This window comes from Mycolicibacterium septicum DSM 44393 (genome assembly GCF_000455325.1).
GTDB lineage: Bacteria > Actinomycetota > Actinomycetes > Mycobacteriales > Mycobacteriaceae > Mycobacterium > Mycobacterium septicum.
On the sequence record NZ_HG322951.1, the window covers coordinates 3,875,247 to 3,891,761 of the forward strand.

The 16,515-nt window shown below is 66.4% G+C and carries 19 protein-coding genes; 13 read left to right on the forward strand and 6 right to left on the reverse strand.

Annotation, left to right across the window (positions count from 1 at the left end; translation table 11 throughout):
• Window positions 1–87: 87 nt before the first annotated feature.
• Window positions 88–687 (forward strand): TetR/AcrR family transcriptional regulator, encoded by a 600-nt coding sequence (locus TX88_RS18230; RefSeq protein ID WP_044518610.1) that lies wholly within the window; start codon window positions 88–90, stop codon window positions 685–687.
• A 16-nt stretch (window positions 688–703) separates the two neighbouring features.
• On the opposite strand, the gene TX88_RS18235 is transcribed toward TX88_RS18230, so the two are convergent.
• Window positions 704–1,426 (reverse strand): hypothetical protein, encoded by a 723-nt coding sequence (locus tag TX88_RS18235; protein ID WP_049925062.1) that lies wholly within the window; start codon window positions 1,424–1,426, stop codon window positions 704–706.
• 156 nt (window positions 1,427–1,582) lie between these two features.
• Here TX88_RS18235 and TX88_RS18240 point away from each other — a divergent pair, with 156 nt between their 5' ends.
• The 6 genes from TX88_RS18240 (at window position 1,583) to TX88_RS18265 (ending at window position 5,620) form a co-directional block, all read left to right on the forward strand.
• Window positions 1,583–1,924 (forward strand): ArsR/SmtB family transcription factor, encoded by a 342-nt coding sequence (locus TX88_RS18240; protein ID WP_044518611.1) that lies wholly within the window; start codon window positions 1,583–1,585, stop codon window positions 1,922–1,924.
• On the forward strand, window positions 1,921–2,397 hold the full coding sequence (locus tag TX88_RS18245) for an SRPBCC domain-containing protein (protein ID WP_044518612.1): 477 nt from the start codon (window positions 1,921–1,923) through the stop codon (window positions 2,395–2,397). The genes TX88_RS18240 and TX88_RS18245 overlap by 4 nt, the downstream gene beginning before the upstream one ends.
• Before the next feature lie 94 nt (window positions 2,398–2,491).
• Entirely contained in the window at window positions 2,492–3,502 is a 1,011-nt protein-coding gene (pip, locus tag TX88_RS18250) for a prolyl aminopeptidase (protein WP_280113227.1), read from the forward strand.
• Between the two features lie 152 nt (window positions 3,503–3,654).
• Complete coding sequence (locus tag TX88_RS18255) at window positions 3,655–4,446, forward strand: dienelactone hydrolase family protein (protein WP_044518613.1); 792 nt, start codon at window positions 3,655–3,657, stop codon at window positions 4,444–4,446.
• Window positions 4,447–4,693: 247 nt separating this feature from the next.
• Window positions 4,694–5,134, forward strand: a complete 441-nt coding sequence (locus tag TX88_RS18260; protein WP_044518614.1) for a DinB family protein — start codon at window positions 4,694–4,696, stop codon at window positions 5,132–5,134.
• A gap of 54 nt (window positions 5,135–5,188) precedes the next feature.
• Window positions 5,189–5,620 (forward strand): nuclear transport factor 2 family protein, encoded by a 432-nt coding sequence (locus tag TX88_RS18265; protein ID WP_049925064.1) that lies wholly within the window; start codon window positions 5,189–5,191, stop codon window positions 5,618–5,620.
• Between the two features lie 9 nt (window positions 5,621–5,629).
• On the opposite strand, the gene TX88_RS18270 is transcribed toward TX88_RS18265, so the two are convergent.
• Window positions 5,630–6,064, reverse strand: coding sequence for a VOC family protein (locus TX88_RS18270; protein ID WP_044518616.1), 435 nt, complete (start codon window positions 6,062–6,064; stop codon window positions 5,630–5,632).
• Between the two features lie 132 nt (window positions 6,065–6,196).
• Here TX88_RS18270 and TX88_RS18275 point away from each other — a divergent pair, with 132 nt between their 5' ends.
• The 4 genes from TX88_RS18275 (at window position 6,197) to TX88_RS18290 (ending at window position 8,918) form a co-directional block, all read left to right on the forward strand.
• Window positions 6,197–7,108 (forward strand): MBL fold metallo-hydrolase, encoded by a 912-nt coding sequence (locus TX88_RS18275; protein WP_044518617.1) that lies wholly within the window; start codon window positions 6,197–6,199, stop codon window positions 7,106–7,108.
• A gap of 218 nt (window positions 7,109–7,326) precedes the next feature.
• Window positions 7,327–7,668: a hypothetical protein gene (locus TX88_RS34305; protein WP_162563162.1), complete on the forward strand. Its 342-nt coding sequence runs from the start codon at window positions 7,327–7,329 to the stop codon at window positions 7,666–7,668.
• A 177-nt stretch (window positions 7,669–7,845) separates the two neighbouring features.
• Window positions 7,846–8,442: a TetR/AcrR family transcriptional regulator gene (locus TX88_RS18285; RefSeq protein WP_044518619.1), complete on the forward strand. Its 597-nt coding sequence runs from the start codon at window positions 7,846–7,848 to the stop codon at window positions 8,440–8,442.
• Window positions 8,439–8,918 (forward strand): DUF6653 family protein, encoded by a 480-nt coding sequence (locus TX88_RS18290; protein ID WP_044518620.1) that lies wholly within the window; start codon window positions 8,439–8,441, stop codon window positions 8,916–8,918. Before TX88_RS18285 ends, TX88_RS18290 begins: the two co-directional genes overlap by 4 nt.
• A 39-nt stretch (window positions 8,919–8,957) precedes the next feature.
• On the opposite strand, the gene TX88_RS18295 is transcribed toward TX88_RS18290, so the two are convergent.
• Window positions 8,958–9,539: a TetR/AcrR family transcriptional regulator gene (locus TX88_RS18295; RefSeq protein ID WP_044518621.1), complete on the reverse strand. Its 582-nt coding sequence runs from the start codon at window positions 9,537–9,539 to the stop codon at window positions 8,958–8,960.
• A gap of 51 nt (window positions 9,540–9,590) precedes the next feature.
• Between TX88_RS18295 and TX88_RS18300 the strand changes: the two genes are divergently transcribed.
• Window positions 9,591–10,475: an SDR family oxidoreductase gene (locus TX88_RS18300; RefSeq protein ID WP_044518623.1), complete on the forward strand. Its 885-nt coding sequence runs from the start codon at window positions 9,591–9,593 to the stop codon at window positions 10,473–10,475.
• A 28-nt stretch (window positions 10,476–10,503) separates the two neighbouring features.
• On the opposite strand, the gene TX88_RS18305 is transcribed toward TX88_RS18300, so the two are convergent.
• From TX88_RS18305 to TX88_RS18315, 3 genes are read right to left on the reverse strand one after another with little or no spacing between them, the layout of a single operon-like run.
• On the reverse strand, window positions 10,504–12,099 hold the full coding sequence (locus TX88_RS18305; protein WP_044518624.1) for a diol dehydratase reactivase ATPase-like domain-containing protein: 1,596 nt from the start codon (window positions 12,097–12,099) through the stop codon (window positions 10,504–10,506).
• Window positions 12,096–12,455, reverse strand: a complete 360-nt coding sequence (locus tag TX88_RS18310; RefSeq protein ID WP_044518625.1) for a diol dehydratase small subunit — start codon at window positions 12,453–12,455, stop codon at window positions 12,096–12,098. Before TX88_RS18310 ends, TX88_RS18305 begins: the two co-directional genes overlap by 4 nt.
• Window positions 12,452–14,731, reverse strand: coding sequence for a propanediol/glycerol family dehydratase large subunit (locus TX88_RS18315; RefSeq protein WP_044518627.1), 2,280 nt, complete (start codon window positions 14,729–14,731; stop codon window positions 12,452–12,454). The genes TX88_RS18310 and TX88_RS18315 overlap by 4 nt, the downstream gene beginning before the upstream one ends.
• Window positions 14,732–14,997: 266 nt before the next feature.
• On the opposite strand from TX88_RS18315, the gene TX88_RS18320 reads away from it, so the two are divergent.
• The gene (locus TX88_RS18320; RefSeq protein ID WP_044518628.1) at window positions 14,998–16,428 is read left to right on the forward strand and encodes an APC family permease; all 1,431 of its coding nucleotides are present in this window, start codon (window positions 14,998–15,000) and stop codon (window positions 16,426–16,428) included.
• Window positions 16,429–16,515 lie beyond the last annotated feature (87 nt).

A 16,515-nucleotide genomic window follows, 5' to 3' on the forward strand; every position in this document is an offset into this window, starting at 1 on the left:
GTCCTCGGTGTCGCAGGGGTGGAACGACACGAGATTCACATAGACAGACAGGTCTGTCTATGTGGCCTTCCGGGTTAGGCTGGCGTCATGAGCACGCTCCAGGCAGGCACCACAGCGACGGCTGTGCCCGCGACGGGCACCGTCCCGCCGGCACAGCGATTGCTCGCCACCGCGGCTGAACTGTTCGCCAACCAGGGTATTCGCGCCGTCGGTATCGACCAGATCCTGCGCGAGGCCGGGGTCGCCAAGGCGAGCCTCTACAGCACCTACGGCTCCAAAGACGCCTTGGTGATCGCCTACCTCACCGATTTGGATCACGCTGATCGCAACCGCTGGGAGCGCGCGGTCGCCGAGATCGATGATCCGGTGGATCGCATCCTGACCTTCTTCGACCTTGCCTCAGGTGCCGCGACACGGCGCGACTACCGCGGATGCCTCTACGCCAATGCCGCTACCGAATATCCCGGTGTGGAGCTCGAACCCGTACGGGCACACCGCCAGTGGTTGCGGGATACGTTGGCCGCACTGCTGGATCGGGCCGGTGTCAGCTCCCCCGCGGTGCTGGCCCGGCGCATCCAGTTGCTCTACGACGGCGCTCTGCTCGGCTCCAAGCTGGACCGGTCGACCGAGCCGATCGTCGCCGCGCGGACACTGGCCGAGGAACTGATCGGCCGGCCGCGGCGCTGATACACGGCGAAACGTGTCAGTTACCGGCGAACCAAGCCGTGACCACGCGGTGGGCGGCGGGCGGTTGCGCCGGTTGCCCAAATCCCGGCAGATCACCAAGTTCGACGGTCCACGACGGTGTGGACCGGTCGATCGGCTCGGCGTCCGGCCGGGCAAGCACAACCTGATTGGCGTCGCAGCGGTAGGCGCCGACGTAGCCGTCGTCACGGCCACCCCACGAGCCGCCATTTCGGAGCCGGCAGTGAGTGCCGTCATCGAGAAGCAATGCGACAGGTTGGGGCGCAACGGGTGCGGTCACGGGGTCCAGCGGAGCGGCAACGTGAATACGGTGCACACCCTTCGCCCAGGGATCGTTCATGCAGAGCAGATCCAGGTCCGCGGCGGGCCAGCACACATCAGCGGCATAGGCCGATGGCGCGCACCCGTAAATGTTGTCGCCGGCGGCCGCAGGTGACGGTTCATCGCACTCGGCCGCACGGTCCGGGACGGCATCGGGTGATTCGCGGTAGCCGTTGGCGGGCCGACCACTGGAGTCCACTGCAATTTCGTCGATGATCCGTGTCGGCGCGATCCCCGCGGAGGTTGTCGCGGTGCCGTGACTCTGTTCGCCATCGTGATCTCCTGCGCCACACGAGGTCAGCGCAAGAGCCATCGCGACCGCCCCAGCGCACGCGGTGAGGACAGCCAGGACGCGAGTCGCGCCGATCGGCCGCCGGCGGCCGCAGGTGTCGTCGTTCATCGGCCTCTCCCACGTGTGCGATCGGCCTGCAGTGGGCATCTGTGATCAGGATCAGCCACGCCTCGTCCATCCGGACGCGTTTCGGCCAAGATTTCGCCGCGCTCTCACAATACTTAGCCCTTGCGCTAAGTATTGTGACGATGGATACTTAGCCGTGTGGCACAGTATTCCGCCGAGCTCGACGAGGTCTTCCTGGCTCTTGCAGATCCGACCAGACGGGCGGTGATCCGCCACCTCGGGCGCGGACCGGCGAGCGTCGGCGATCTGGCCCGCGGGGCCACGATGACACTCCCCTCGTTCATGAAGCACGTCCGGATGCTCGAGTCGACCGGGCTGATCCACACGGCGAAGGTCGGCCGCGTGCGCACCTGCAAGCTCAACCGGGAACGGCTCACGGTCGTCGAAGACTGGCTGACCCAGCAGCGACGCGTCTGGGAGGAACGCACCGACCGGCTGGAGCAATTCGTCACCCACCCCAAGGAGAAGGACCCGACATGAACCCTGATCTCGACCTCGGCATCGAACGGATCATTCGCGCGCCCCGCAAGGCCGTGTGGGAGGCATGGACCGATCCGACCAGCCTGGCGCAGTGGTGGATACCGGAGCCGACGTGGTGTCGCGTCGAGCGCCTGGAAGTCCGCCCAGGAGGTGCGTTCGTGACGCGGATGAGCGATGACGGCCTCGCGTTCGTGCCGCATCTGGATGCGTGCTTCCTGTTGGTGGACGAGTTCGAGCGGTTGGTGTTCACCAACGCCGTCGACAGCGGGTGGCGCCCCGCGAACCCCGCTCCCGTCACGATGACGGCCGAGGTCACCATGTCCGACCACGCGGACGGCACCGACTACCGCATCGTCGCGCGGCACGGCGACCCGGCCGCCAGGAACCGCCACGCCGAGTTGGGCTTCGCCGACGGTTGGGGCACCGTCGCCGATCAACTGGCACGATTCACCGAAGGTGCGCAACGAAGCTGAAAGCGTCTTGGCGTCAACAGATTTGAGGGCACCCCCACCCCGGGGCATCCAGCTTCCCGACTCATACCCACCGCCACCGGTACCGTCACAACTTGTGGCTGCTGAATCGTTCCGTGAGGCCCCGGTCCATGACGAGGGCCTGCTCGATGTCGGTGACGGCAACCGGATGTATTGGCAGAGCAGAGGCAATCCGGACGGTCGCCCGGTGTTGATCGTTCATGGTGGGCCGGGGTCGGGACGATCGCGCAACGCTCACAAGTCATTCGATCCCGAACAGTTTCGCGTCATCTCGTTCGACCAGCGAGGATGCGGCGACAGCATCCCCAGCGCCGCCGAGCCCACTACCGACATGGGGTGCAACACCACCGAACATCTGCTCGCCGATATCGAACTCCTCCGTGAGCATCTGGGCTGTGATCAGTGGCTGCTCTACGGCGGGTCCTGGGCGTCGACGCTGATCCTTGCCTACGCTCAGCGTCACCCCGAACGTGTTACCGGCATCATCCTGGTCGGAGTCACGATGAGCCGGCCACAAGAGATCGGCTGGCTCTACCACGGGCTGCGTCTGCTGTTGCCTGCCGAATGGGAACGTTTTCGCTCCGGCGTGCCTGCCGAAGCGCGCGGCAGCAACCTCGTCGAGGCGTATCGACGGCTGATGGAAAGCCCTGATGGCGCTACCCGCGAACAGGCCGCGCACGATTGGTGTGCATGGGAAGACGCGGTGATCGCACACGAAAACCTCGGTAAGCCAGGACAATACAGCGACAAGACGGACGCGGCGAAGTTGGCGTTCGTCCGTATCTGCACGCACTACTTCGCTCACAACGCGTGGCTCGACGACGGACAACTGTTGCGGGACGCCCACCGGCTGGCCGAGATTCCCGGAGTGCTGATTCACGGACGGCTCGACCTGTCAGGACCGTTGCTCACGGCGTGGGAACTCGCGCAGGCTTGGCCCGCGGCGAAGCTGAGGGTCATCGAGGACGCGGGTCACACCGGCAGCCCCGCCATGGCCGAGGCGATCGCTGACGCAATCGCGGGCCTGACCGCGGGCGGTCCGCCGAGCGACGAGAAAAACCGTTGGACGGGTCCACCTTCACGTTGATACCGTTCGGCGGAACCGTGAGATGACGCGAGGAGGTGAGACCCATGTACGCAGTAACCATGTGGGTGCTCCCCGCTCGTGTTCACGGTTGAGGGTTCGACGAAGGTGTCGCCGGGAGTGCCTGAAATACGGCAATCCCGAGAGGCAACACCATGCATTTCACCTCGCAGACAATCTCGAACGGCGTCATTGAACGCACATTCACCCTGGACGGCGTCACCGGTGTGCTCTGGTCACCGGACTCCGATTCTCAGGGCGCTCCCCTCCTGCTGGCCGGCCACCCCGGCGGCTTGGACAAGAAAGCCCCGCGGCACGTGGCCCGGGCCCATTCCGCGGTGACCGCTGACGGTTTCCACGTCGTCTCCATCGACTTGCCCGGACACGGTGATCGACCGCGAAGCCCACAAGACCAGCGCCGGATCGCCGATTTTCGCCAGGCGCGCGACATGGGCAGTCCCGCGTTCGGTCGGATCCTCGCCGATTACTGCCACTCGGTGGCCGAGCGCGCTGTCCCGGAATGGCAGGTAGCCATCGACGCCTTGCAGGCGCTGCCCGACATCGGTGCGCACGCACCGATCGGCTACTCCGGGGCGTCACTCTCTGGTGCGGTCGGGATAACGCTGGCCGCGGTCGAGCCTCGGATCACCGCTGCGGTGTTCGGTTGGGTGTCGGCGCACGACACTCTGCTCGACGCCGCAGAACGGGTGACCATCCCGATCGAGTACCTGCTCCCGTTGGACGACAAGGAAATCCCGCCCGAATTCGGTCTCGAGCTGTTCGACGCGTTCGCCTCGCAGGACAAGGTGTTGCACGCCTTTCCGGGTGGGCATCACCAGGTACCCACAGATGGCCGGATCGACACGCGGTTCTTCCCGCGACACCTCGGAACATTGCCAGGACGGCCGTCGGACCCACATACTGACCTAGGCGGCAGGTCTTCCTGACAGGCTGAAGCTGCCATATCGATGTTTTACGCATCGTCCATGCTCGGTCCGCAATCCACGCGGCGAGCGCCCTTGGGCCGTCCCCCGGCGCAGGCACCTCATCCCTCTCCGACGCAGATCGCGGCACCCGCGGCCTGTGTCGTTCAGCCTGACCGATGCAGACCACTCAACAGGTAGCAGATTGGAGTGAATTCACTTGATTACCAAACGAATTACCGATGGAGAAGAGCGAGCGATCATCGAGAACATGCTCGACGGCAATCGCGAGGCGCTCATCGGAACCGTACGCGGTCTGTCCGACGCGGACGCCCGCCGACGACTCGTTACGTCGTTGACGACACCGATCTCGTTGATCAAGCATGCGGCCGCCGCGGAACGGATCTGGTTCCAACGGTTCTGGGCGGGACTCAGCGAAACTGAATGCGACGGATACTCGAACCGCGACGAGGGCACCTTCGCCGTCGCCGACGACGAGTCGCTCGCCGACGTGATCGCCGAGTTCGAACGTGCCAGCCGCCGATCACGCGAGATCGCATCCCGTTTCGACCTCGATGACACCAAGGACAATCCCCGCGAGGGCAGGGTCAGCATGCGATGGACTCTGCTTGCCATGAGCGAGGAATTCGCGCGGCACGCAGGTCACGGCGACATCCTGCGCGAACAGATCGATGAGGCCACCGCGCGGTAGCCCAGCCGTGAAACTCCTTGACCTCAACTGCGCTTGGGATTCTACGGTTGAGCCATGACGACGCAGCGTCCATACCTGAATGCACCGACCGCTGACGGCGATCAGGCGGTGCGGGAACTGATCGACCATCTCCAGCGCGGTGGTGAAACCGGAGATGCCGACGTATACGACGGGATGTTCGCAGCCGACATCCTATGGGGCACACCAAAAGGCATGGTGCTCAAGGACTATTCGAATCTCAACCCGATCCATCGTCGGATGATGAGCGGTCCCCCGGTCGTGCCTGCTTCGCGCTTCGAGCCGGCGCAGGTGAGCCATCCCGCACCGGGCGTAGTGGTTGCCCAGATTCGGCGCAGCGCGCTGGACGGTGGTTTCAGCGAGATGGCGATGTACGTCTTGGTTCAGCACGGCGGGACATGGTGGGTGGCCGCGGCGCAGAACACGCCTGTCGTCGAAACTCTCCCGCCGGTATCGGCTCCGCTGTGAGTTGAAGGCTCAGTCGAGACAGAACTCGTTGCCCTCGATGTCCTGCATCACGATGCACGACTCGTTGATGCCGTCGGCGGCCAGCAGTCGCACGCGCACCGCTCCCAACTCGACCAACCGCCCGCACTCGGCCTCGAGCGTCTCCAGACGCTCCGGCCCGACCAGTCCGGCGCCCACCCGCACGTCGAGATGCACGCGGTTCTTCACGACCTTGCCTTCGGGAACGCGTTGGAAGAACAGTCTCGGACCGATGCCTGAGGGATCCACGCAGGCATACATCGAACCCTGACGCTCCGGGGGCAGCGTTCGATCGAAATCCGCCCATGCGTCGAACCCTGGTGGTGGCGGAGGGACGACGTACCCCAGGACGGAGCACCAGAACCGAGCGACACGCTCCGGATCTGCGCAGTCGAAAGTGACTTGGAACTGCTTGACCGAGGCCATCGGTCGACCATATCGGCGCTGCCCGACACGTTGCGTTCGATCGACGGATGAATCTCGTGTCCGGAGGGCGTTCCCCGGGAAAGACAGGTCATTTCACCATGTCTTCCGGTACAGCCCCCAGGAGGAGAACGCATGAGCTTGGACAACATTTCACGCCTCGGAAGTCCGGTCGACGAGCTGGTGCCGTCACGCTATGCGGTCCACGTCGGCGACATCGAGGTGCTGGTGATCAGCGACGGGGTCCTGCCGATCACCGCGTCGACGTTGGCCACCAACGTCGAGCCGGCCGAGCTGTCGGGCTGGCTGGGCGACAACTTCCTGCCGCCCGAGGTGGTCGACTGGCCACTGAACGTGGTGGTGGTGCGTAGCGGCGATCGGACCATCCTCGTCGACGCCGGGCTGGGGCTCGAGTTCCCCGACTTCCCCCGGGCCGGCAACACGGTCCAGCGGCTCGAGGCCGCGGGGGTCGATCTCGGTTCCGTGACCGATGTCGTCCTCACCCACATGCACATGGACCACGTCGGCGGGCTGATCACCAAGGGGCTCAAGGAGCGACTGCGTCCCGACCTGCAGGTCCATGCAGCGACCGCCGAAGCCGAGTTCTGGGAGGCACCCGACTTCTCCCACACCGTCATGCCCCAGCCGATCCCCGACGTGCTCCGCCGGGTCGCGACGCAGTTCCTGGACGAATACCGGGGCCAACTGCGGACGTTCGAGACCGAGTACGAGGTGGCACCGGGCGTGCTCATCTCGCGCACCGGCGGTCACACCCCCGGGCACAGCGTCGTCCGCCTGGAATCCCGCGGCGACAAGCTCACGTTCGCCGGTGACGCCGTCTTCGCACCCGGGTTCGATAATCCCGAGTGGCAGAACGGGTTCGAGCACGATCCGGAGGAGGCTGCCCGCGTCCGGGTTCAGCTTCTGCGCGAGCTGGCGGCGACCGGAGAATCGCTGGTGGCCACCCACCTGCCGTTCCCGTCCGTCTGCCACGTGGCGACCGCCGGTGACGTCTTCCGCTGCGTGCCGGCCACCTGGGACTACTGATCGCTTGGAGCGGTCGGCCGGCGCCTCTTCGGAGAGCGCCGGCCGACTCGCGCCTTGATTTTGACAGCTACGTCAAACTTCAAGCGGCATTGGCGTTTTTGCCAGCGAAGTTCGGATTTCCACCCGCAGCACGTCTAGAGCTGCGAGCATGGCGATGACGGTGCGGCAACGGCAAACGTCACGCCGGCCCGTTTGAGTCCCAGGCGAAGGAGCGGCAGATGAGTTGGATGATGGCTTCTGAGGCGCGAAACGCACTGACGAGAGCAGCCGTGGCGGCGATCGCGGGAGTGTTCGTGCTGGGCGCGGTCCCGGCGAACATGATGTCCGTCGCTTCAGCAGCACCCCGCACACCCGCCGCCCCCGAATCCCCCATCAGCCCGGACGATCCGGCGTGCGCGACGGAGGGGTGGAATCCGGACTGCTTCGGAGGCATGTACGACCAAGTGCCAGACGACGGAATACCCGGTGACAACGCTGCCGAAGGTGGCATACCGGCTCCGGCAATGGTGCCGAATGTGGACGGGTCGATGAGCCCGCCCGGCATGCCTGGGGCCATCTAGCCGCAACGCGTCCGTCTCGGCCAACCCCGAAGACCGGTTCTGCCGGCCCTCGAGAGGCGCCTGCCGCGAGCAGAACCACATGGCCGTCCGGATCCCTCACGTGAACGTCCCTGCGCCCCAAGGTTCTGTCGTAAGCGTGCGGTAGGCTATGACCAAATTCTAGAAAGAGTCATAGCTATGGCGACGGCGTTCACACAGAACGAGAAACAACGAATCGGCGACGCCCTGCTCGATGCGGGAGAGCAGCGGTTCATCGCGCACGGTTTGAAGAAGACATCGCTCGACGAGCTCGTCGCGGCGGTGGGCATCGCCAAGGGCAGTTTCTACGCCTTCTTCGACTCGAAGGAGTCGCTGTACCTCGAGGTGATGCTGAAGCGGGCGCCGAGTGTGGCCGCCCGCGTGGCCGCCACGCTCGAGGCCCCGCTGAGCGAGGACGGACTCGTTGCGGTTCTGCGAGCCATCACCGACGCCCTCGCCGACGATCCCATGTACCGGCGGCTGATCACGCGTCCCGAGGAGCTCGACGCCGTGACCCACCGTCTCGGCAGCGAGCAGATCGCCCGCGTCACACCATATCTCGTGACCCCACTGCTCGACTATCTGACGGCGGGTCAGAACGAAGGCGTCCTCGTCGACGACATCGAGCCCGCCATCCTGCTCCAAGTCGTCCGCACCATCGGCCTGGTGGTCATGCACCGCGAGCGCTTCGAACCCGGCTACGACTCCGTACTCGATGCCACCATCCGCACGCTCGCGAGAGGAATGCTTCGATGAGCCTTCTGGACAGGTACGCCCGCATGGCCGGGATGAGCGACGAAGCGTGGCGGCGCCATGCCAATCCGTGGAGCGTGTGGACCAGATTCGCGGCCATCCCGCCGGCGATCCTGGCGATCTGGAGCCGCACATGGATCGGCTGGTGGGCGCTTGTCCCGCTGGCCGTGGTCGCACTGTGGCTGTGGTGGAATCCGCACGCGTTCGCACCGATCGACAAGCCGACGGCCTGGTCCTCGAAGGGCATTTACGGCGAACGGATGTGGATGCAGGACAGAAGTCGAGTTCCGCAGGGATTCAGGGTCGTCCAACGGATTTGGACACTGAACGCGCTGGCCGGATTCGCCATGCTCGTCTACGGCTTGATCGCGCTCCAAGCGTGGCCGACCATATCGGGTGCCGCACTGATCGTCCTCGGCCAGCTGTGGCGCATCGATCGGCTCGGGATTCTGTACGAGCAGTCGGTCAAGCACGCCTAGGACTTTCACCTGCACGGCATGTCCGGGCGCACAGAGCGATCAGCCCTGGCGATCCGCCTGCGCCACGGTGGCGAGGAGGGCGTCGACGAGTTCGTCGGCAGACGTGTCCCACTTGTCGGTCCTGAGTAGCCCGCTCGTCTCGAGGCCGGCGGCACCGTGGGCGCCGGTCAGAAGGATGGCCGCGTAGCGCTGTGCGTTCCCCTCGTCCACAACGGCGGCGACAATCGCGACGAACTCGTCGCAGCTACGCTGCGCGGCCCGCACCACTGCGGCCGGGTCCCCGGCCGGTGGAGTGAACATCAGCTGATACAGGTACGGCTGCCGGCGGTTGGCTTCGACGAGCAGGAGCAGCGCCGCACGCAATGCATCGGCCGGCGCCAGCCCAGGATCCTCCCGCAGGGCACCCATGCGCTCGCGGATGCGTTCCCAGCCCTCGGCGGCGATTGCGGTCAGGAGGCTCTCCTTGTCCGCGAAATGCCGGTACGGCGCACCGCGACTGACACCCGCGCGCGCACCGACCTCACGCAGCGTGACAGCGGCAGGCCCACCGCTGTCGAGCAGCTTGGCGGCATCGTCGAGGAGGGTGCGGCGCGTGGCGGCTGCGGATTCGGCGCGTCTCATGGTCGAACCAGCCTAGTTGACAGCGTCATCTGAGTGCGTAGATTGATTCGGATGACATTGTCATCTGAATCGGGTGGGCTCGTCGTCGTGACCGGCGCGTCCACTGGCATCGGCGCGGCCACGGCACGCGAGCTGGCCCAACTGGGATTCCATGTCCTCGCAGGCGTCCGGCGCGAGCGGGACGGCGACGCAATCCGAGGTCCTGGTGTCGAACCGCTGATTCTCGACATCATCAACCCGGACCACATCGCGGCCCTGTCCCTGCGGGTGAACGCGGACCCGCAGCGCCGACAGCTGCGGGCGCTGGTGAACAACGCCGGCGTCGGGGTCAACGCCCCAGTCGAGGCCTTCGCGATCGAAGAGTGGCGAAAACTGTTCGAAGTCAATCTGTTCGGACACGTTGCCGTCACCCAGGCGCTTCTTCCCACTCTGATCCGCAGCAAGGGGCGCGTGATCAACATCAGCTCTGTCGGCGGCAGAGTCGCCATGGCCACCTACGGCCCATACGCGGGTACCAAGTTTGCGCTCGAGGCCGTCAGCGATGCCCTACGTCGCGAGATGGCGCCGTTCGGCGTGCGGGTGGTCGTTGTCGAGCCGGGCGCGGTGCGGACCGAAATGCTCGGCCGCGCCGGCACGACGACCTACGACCTGACGCCCGAACACTCTGAGCGTTACCTCGGGCTCGTGCACGCCGTGACCGCGCAGGCCGCCGCCTCCGCCGAGTCCGGCCTGTCCGCGGGCGACGCGGCCAAGACGATCGGCAGGATCGTCACGGCCCGAAAGCCGCGCGCCCGCTACACCATCGGTCGTGACGCCGCACTGGCAACCCGGTTGGTGCGCTTCGTGCCGGACCGGATGCTCGATCGCCTCCTGGCCGCTGCCCTGCGCCCCTACTTTCCGCAATCGAACGGAGATCTACACCCCGCCCGCGGATAACGGTCGAACCAGGGCACCGATGAGCCCATCACAGATCCGCGCGACCTCGCGTCGCCATGGCGACGAGCCCGTATGCCACCGCAAAGCGGTGACCCAGCTGTCCACCCACATTGCCCCGGCCCACACTGACCTGATGGCCGAGTTGTTCACTGACCGCTCGGACGAGTTCGTCGTCACTGGCTCCCCCACCGACCAGGAGCACTCCGGTGGCGCCGGGTGCCACCTGTTCCAGTCCCCTCATCACGTTGCCTCCGATGACCAGCCTTTTCGATGCGAGTCGCCAACTGCGCCATTCCGTTCCGGACATCCGCGACGTGAACGGCAGTAGGCCGCTGGGAGCCGAGGTCAGCAGCCACCCCGTGCACCGGCCGCTGATCGGCTTGTCCAGAAACTGGCGACGGCCGTGCTCATCCTCGACGAGTTGAACGGTGATCGCCGTGACCGCCTCCGCGCGTTTCGCGTACTCCGCCGCGCTTCTGGAGATGTCGAGGGCGCTGGAGGTGGCGGTGGTGAGCAGTTGCCCGGCCCCAGGCAGGACGACACGGGATCCATTCGTGACGACGTCCACGGTGCCACCGCCGATGTCCACCACCACGACGTCGTCGGTCACGCCGGGCGTGGTCACGGCCCCGACCCGCGCCGCAGCGGCCTCCGAGTCGATCTGGGTGACGTCGGCCCCCAGCGCTTCCCCTAGCTCATCGGCCCCGGCCGGTGCGGCCTCGGCACCACCCATGGTGGCCATCACCACACTGTCGACCGCGACCGATCCCCGTCGTGAATTTGCTTGTGCCGCAATATCGGCCAAATATATCGAATGAACAAGGCCGGTCGGTCCACCGCCTTCGCAGGCGGAGTCGGACGTCCGCGGGGTCGGCGTGTCGCGTGCCGGTGCAGAACTGTCGAGCGAGACGACGGCGCATGCGCTGTCGAAGAGCCGGTCCGCGACGGCGCGGGCGTCAACCCGTTCCTCGTCCCGCAAGCTGAACACGTCGGCCAGCCAGAACGGGTCGGTGAGGTGCTGCAGTGGCGCCACGCCCTGGCGCACCTCGACGGCGATCAGCGTCGCCGAAAGCAGCTGCCGCACATCGACATCGTCAACCACCGGCAGGGCGGTCCCGAGCCGGTTCGATACGAGCACCGCCTCGTCGTTCTCCGTCAGCACCGCGACGACGTTGCGGCCGTCCTCGACTGCCGCGTTCACCGCGCCGGCCACCTCGCGGTATCCCCAATCCCGGGTCGCGCAGGCGACGACCGGGCGACCGTCGACCTGGCCGAGATGCTCGACCGGTACGGGGACACCGACGCCGACGGCATCGCCCGCGGTGGTTGCCGCCGACCGGGTGGCGATGGTGAGGCGCCCGGTGCGCCGGGTCTCCAGCTTGACCCGTTCGACGGACGACCGGACGGGACCTGTTGGGGCGAATGCCGCCCGCTCGATCGCCAGCCCGTGCGCATCGGCCAGGCGTCGTGCCAGCTGTGCGGCGCCCTGGACCGCCCGCAGCGACCCCTTGCCGCCGCGCGTCGGCGTGCGCGCGCTGGCCAATACGTCGAGTTCGGCGCCCGCACCGCAGAGGACCACCTCGGTGGTGGAGTTACCGATGTCGACGCCGGCCCAGATGGTCATCGCAGCAGGCCGCGCCGTTGGTAGACCTCGGCGGCCTCACGGACGAATTCGGCGCAGATGTGCGCCTCCTGTCCGGCCAACTTCTGTGCAAGATCCTGCAACTCGGCGAACGTGGAGCGACCCGGTCGAAGGGCCTCGTACGCCGACAGCATGTCGTCAGAGCTCAGCGCCGTCATCTCGGCCGCTCGCCGCAGATTCATGGCGAGCTGTGCCGACCCGGTGCGCTCGGCAGTCGCTGCCTGAACCAGGAGGGTCTCTCGGCTGATCCGGATGTCGTCGAGGGCGAGGTCCCCGTTGCGGGCAGCCTCGACGGTCACCTCGGCAACGCTCCGGCCGGAGTGTGAGGAGACGGTCATTGCGTGAACTCCAGTTCGATGTGGGGGTTTCGGTTCTCGTCGCGGTGCTCGGACTGCTCCCGCTCGATGGCGACCATCGACACCACCCTGGTGTGGTATCTCGCGGTGATCGCCTCCTCCGTGTAGGCGTTGCGCATCGGGGCCGGTGTAGCGCCCTTGGCGTGCCGACCGGCGTTGATCCCGATGAGCCGGTACATCTCCGGTGTGATGAGCGGTGCGACGCTGAGCAATTCGAGGTTCGCCAGGGGTGTGAGGTCACGCCGGTGGATGATCGTCGTGCCCTTGGCCTGGAGCCCGACCGCGATGCCGGATCCGGACAACTGAGCCGCGGACTTGCCGATGGCTCCCAGGTCGATGCTGTCGGTGATCCGGACCAGGCGCGGCACGCACTGCTCCTCCTCGAGCCCGGCCAGAATCTGTTCCAGCGCGTCATAGATGGTCAGGCCCGACAGCGTCTGAAACAGCTTGGTACCGAACGCGGGTGAGACGCCGATGACGACCTCCCGGGGGTCGTCGCCGATCCGGGCCGCGCCGACCGCGACCAGCCGCTCCGACTGCGCGAAGGTGGCCTGCTCCTTGACCAGATCGGCCACCGACCTCGCCTGCCGTACCGCGTCGATCTGGGCTTGCCGCTCCGGTGACGGCCGATAGCCGGTCCCGGGTCCGCGGTAGTCGTTCGGGTCCTGCAGTGCCGACAGCACATTCATCTCCTCGTCGAAGATGGCGGCAGTCTGCAGGTAGTCGCCGGTGACTCTGGCCTTGGCCATGCCCAGCACGCGGTCGGCGAGGTCGGTGAAACCGGTCTCGGCGAGCGCGGTGACGACATCGAGCACAGTGAGCCCCGACTGGTCAATCATCCTGGCCGCGCTGAGCACCTTGACGCCGTCGGTCTGCGGCAGATCCTTGGAACCTTGCGCTCCCACAACGGCTTCCACGTGATCGTCGTCGAAGTCGGCGAGGCCGAGATACTCGAAAACCGCCCGGGTGGCTTCGGCGGCCAGCCGCCGCATCGCCTCCAGCGTCGTCGGGTCGACCGACCGCAATCCCCCGTCGACGCCCCAGTCCCGCTGCAACACCAGGTAGTCGTCGAGATCGTCGGCATTGAAGTTCGAAGGTCCGAACATGTTGTCGTAGGCGGACACGGACCCAAATCCGGAGAAGATGAAATCCGACCCGGACAGCAGCACCGGCAGGGTCCGGCTGGTCCGGCGCATCGTCGACTCGGACATCAAACTGTCGTTACCGCTGCACGACTCCAGCCCGCGCAGCATGACCATCAGGTTCTCGGCGATCAGTTCGCGAACTCCTCCGGGCACCGAGGCCGTGATGCCGGCACCGTCGATACCGCCGTTCTGCACACCCTGCGCTCCGATGCCCTTGGCCAGCGCCACGCACCGAGACTCCAAGTAGTTCATGGACTTTCGCTCGGCCTGGCCCATCAGCACCTCGGAGCCGGCCCCACTGGACAATCGCATCTTGATGCCGCGCGAGGCGTACGACGAGGTCAGGAACGCCTTGGACCACGGAGTGTCGTCGCCGTCGGTGAAGACCTGCTCGGTGCCGTACACCGACACCGTCTCGGCGTAGGACACCAGCCCGCGCACACCCAGCTCCAGCTCGCGTGCCTCCTCGACAGAGCACTGGGTCAGGGCACCGGGCGCGGGCACCTGGGAACCGATCAGCAGCCCCACCGCAACGGCCGGGGCATCGTCGAGCACCGGCACCGTCGCCTCCAGTTCCCGGAATCCGTAGACCACGGCGGTAGCCGCATCGGCGGCGATCAGCAACGGATCGTCGAGCCGATTGGTGACGTGGGCCTGATTCGCCGGGGTCCGGCGCGCACGCATCTTCATCATCGCCATCTGGATCTCGACCGGTTGCAGCATCGAGACGACGCGAGCCATCTTGGCCGGGGTCAGTCCCGCGCAGACCCGCAGCACCTGCTCACGGGGCACGCTCGAATCCACGATCATCCGCGCCAGATCGGTCTCGTCCATCGCCATCGCCCGGGGCGCCTCGGTGTGGTCGATGGCGTACCGCACGATGAACTCGTCGATCGTGTCGAAGCTCGCGACCGGGGTCGAGTCCATCTCGAGCACGCTGCCGTCGTCGGCCACGACCCAGGACGGTGCCGGGTCGTGGGGCGAAAGGTGCGAGATCATCCCCAGGTCCGGGTCGGGCTCGGCGAACCCGTCGAGGTTGACGCGCTGCTCGTCCAACAGCCGAATGCGTCCCAGCCGATGATCCTGCTCGATGTCGGTGCTGTTCAGGTGCATGCCGCTCGCCGTGCCTCTCTATTGCGTGACGAGGCTCAGCATTGACGGAACGGTGTCGGGGGAACAACGACCCGCACGGACCTTCCAACAACCTGTTTGATGCGGACGCCACTTCCGTCGCTCGGTGTGACCTGGCCTACAACAAGGTGTTGGAAAGAGGCGCCCGACCACTGGCCGACGCCACGTCCTTCTCGCAGACTTCATCCCCGGAACTCGACGAGCAGCGAGTCAGCCGCTCCCGTGCCAGAGGTCAGAGAGGATCGCCCATGTCCCAGGTTGTCGACGCGGACAACACAAGGAGTCGCGACACGTCACCCGACGGCCGCCCCGCCAAACTGCGCGGGAACCTCGGTGTGCCCGCCATCGTGCTGATGGTGGTGGCTGCCGCGGCGCCACTGTCGACCATCGGCGGCAACGTGCCGATCGCGATGGTGCTCGGAAAGACGACGGGTATCCCGGTCGCCTTCCTGGTGGCCGGAGCGGTCTTCCTGCTCTTCGCGGCCAGCTTCGTCGCGATGTCGAAATACGTCACCAAGCCCGGTGCCTTCTACGCCTACATCCAGATGGCACTCGGCCGCGCAGCCGGGGCCGGGGCCGCCGTGCTCGCCCTGCCGGCATACATGGCGACGCTGCTGGGCGTGGCAGCCTACGACGGCGTCATCCTTTCCGGGCTCATCGAGCGCTTCGGCGGGCCCGAGATCCCGTGGTGGCTGCTGACCGCGCTGGTACTGGCTGCCGTCGCGTGGCTGGGTTACCGCGACATCGATCTCAGCGCCAAGGTGCTGGGGATCTTCCTGGTCTCCGAGGTGGCCATCCTGGTCGTCCTCGACCTGGTCATCGTGCTGCGGGGCGGTGAGCACGGAATCACCGGTGACTCCTTCACCCCGCAAGGCCTGGCCGGTGGCGTCGGAATCGCCCTGTTGTACGCGTTGTGGGGCTTCGTCGGAGTGGAGGCGACCGCGGTCTTCCGCGACGAGGCCAAGGACCCCGACCGGACGGTTCCGCGGGCGACCTACTGGGCTGTCGGCATCGTGGCGAGCTTCTACGCCTTCTCCAGCTGGGCCCTGATCGAGGGCAACGGCGGCCCGGACGCCATCGCGGCCGCCGAGGCCGATCCCGACAACTTCATGGTGAACACCGCCCAGCAGTACCTCGGCATGCTGGGGCGCGACCTCACCACCGGCTTCTGGTTCATCAGCGTGTTCGCGTGTGCCCTGGCCTTCCACAACATCGCCTCGCGATACGCCTTCGCGCTGGGACAGAGCGGCGTTTTCTCGAAGCGGCTGGGCGAGGTCCACGGCCGCCACGGTGCGCCGTCGAACGCGTCGCTCGCCATCACCGTCGCCTCGTTCGTGATGATGGGCATCTTCGCCGCGCTCCAGCTGGACCCGGTGCTGCAGATCTTCGGGCCCCTCGGCGGCCTCGGTATCTACGCACTGGCGATCCTGTGGTTGCTGACGACGATCTCCGTGGTGATCTTCTTCAGCCGCCGCGGCGACTCGACCCGCAACGTGGTGTTGGGCGCGGCGGCCACGCTCGCCCTGCTCGGGGCCTTGGTGCTGGTCGTGTCGAATCTGACCCTGATCGTCGGTGGCAGCTCAACCCTTGCAGCGATCTTCGGCGTGATGCCGCTGGTGCTCTTCGGAGGGGGCATGCTGCTGAGTCGGCGCTCGACCGCAGACCTGACCTCGGTGTGATCGATGAGGGCATGCTCGTGGACTCTCCGGTCCACGAGCATGCCCCTCACGTGCTGCGAGAACGCCCCCGATTTGCTGGTACCGTCG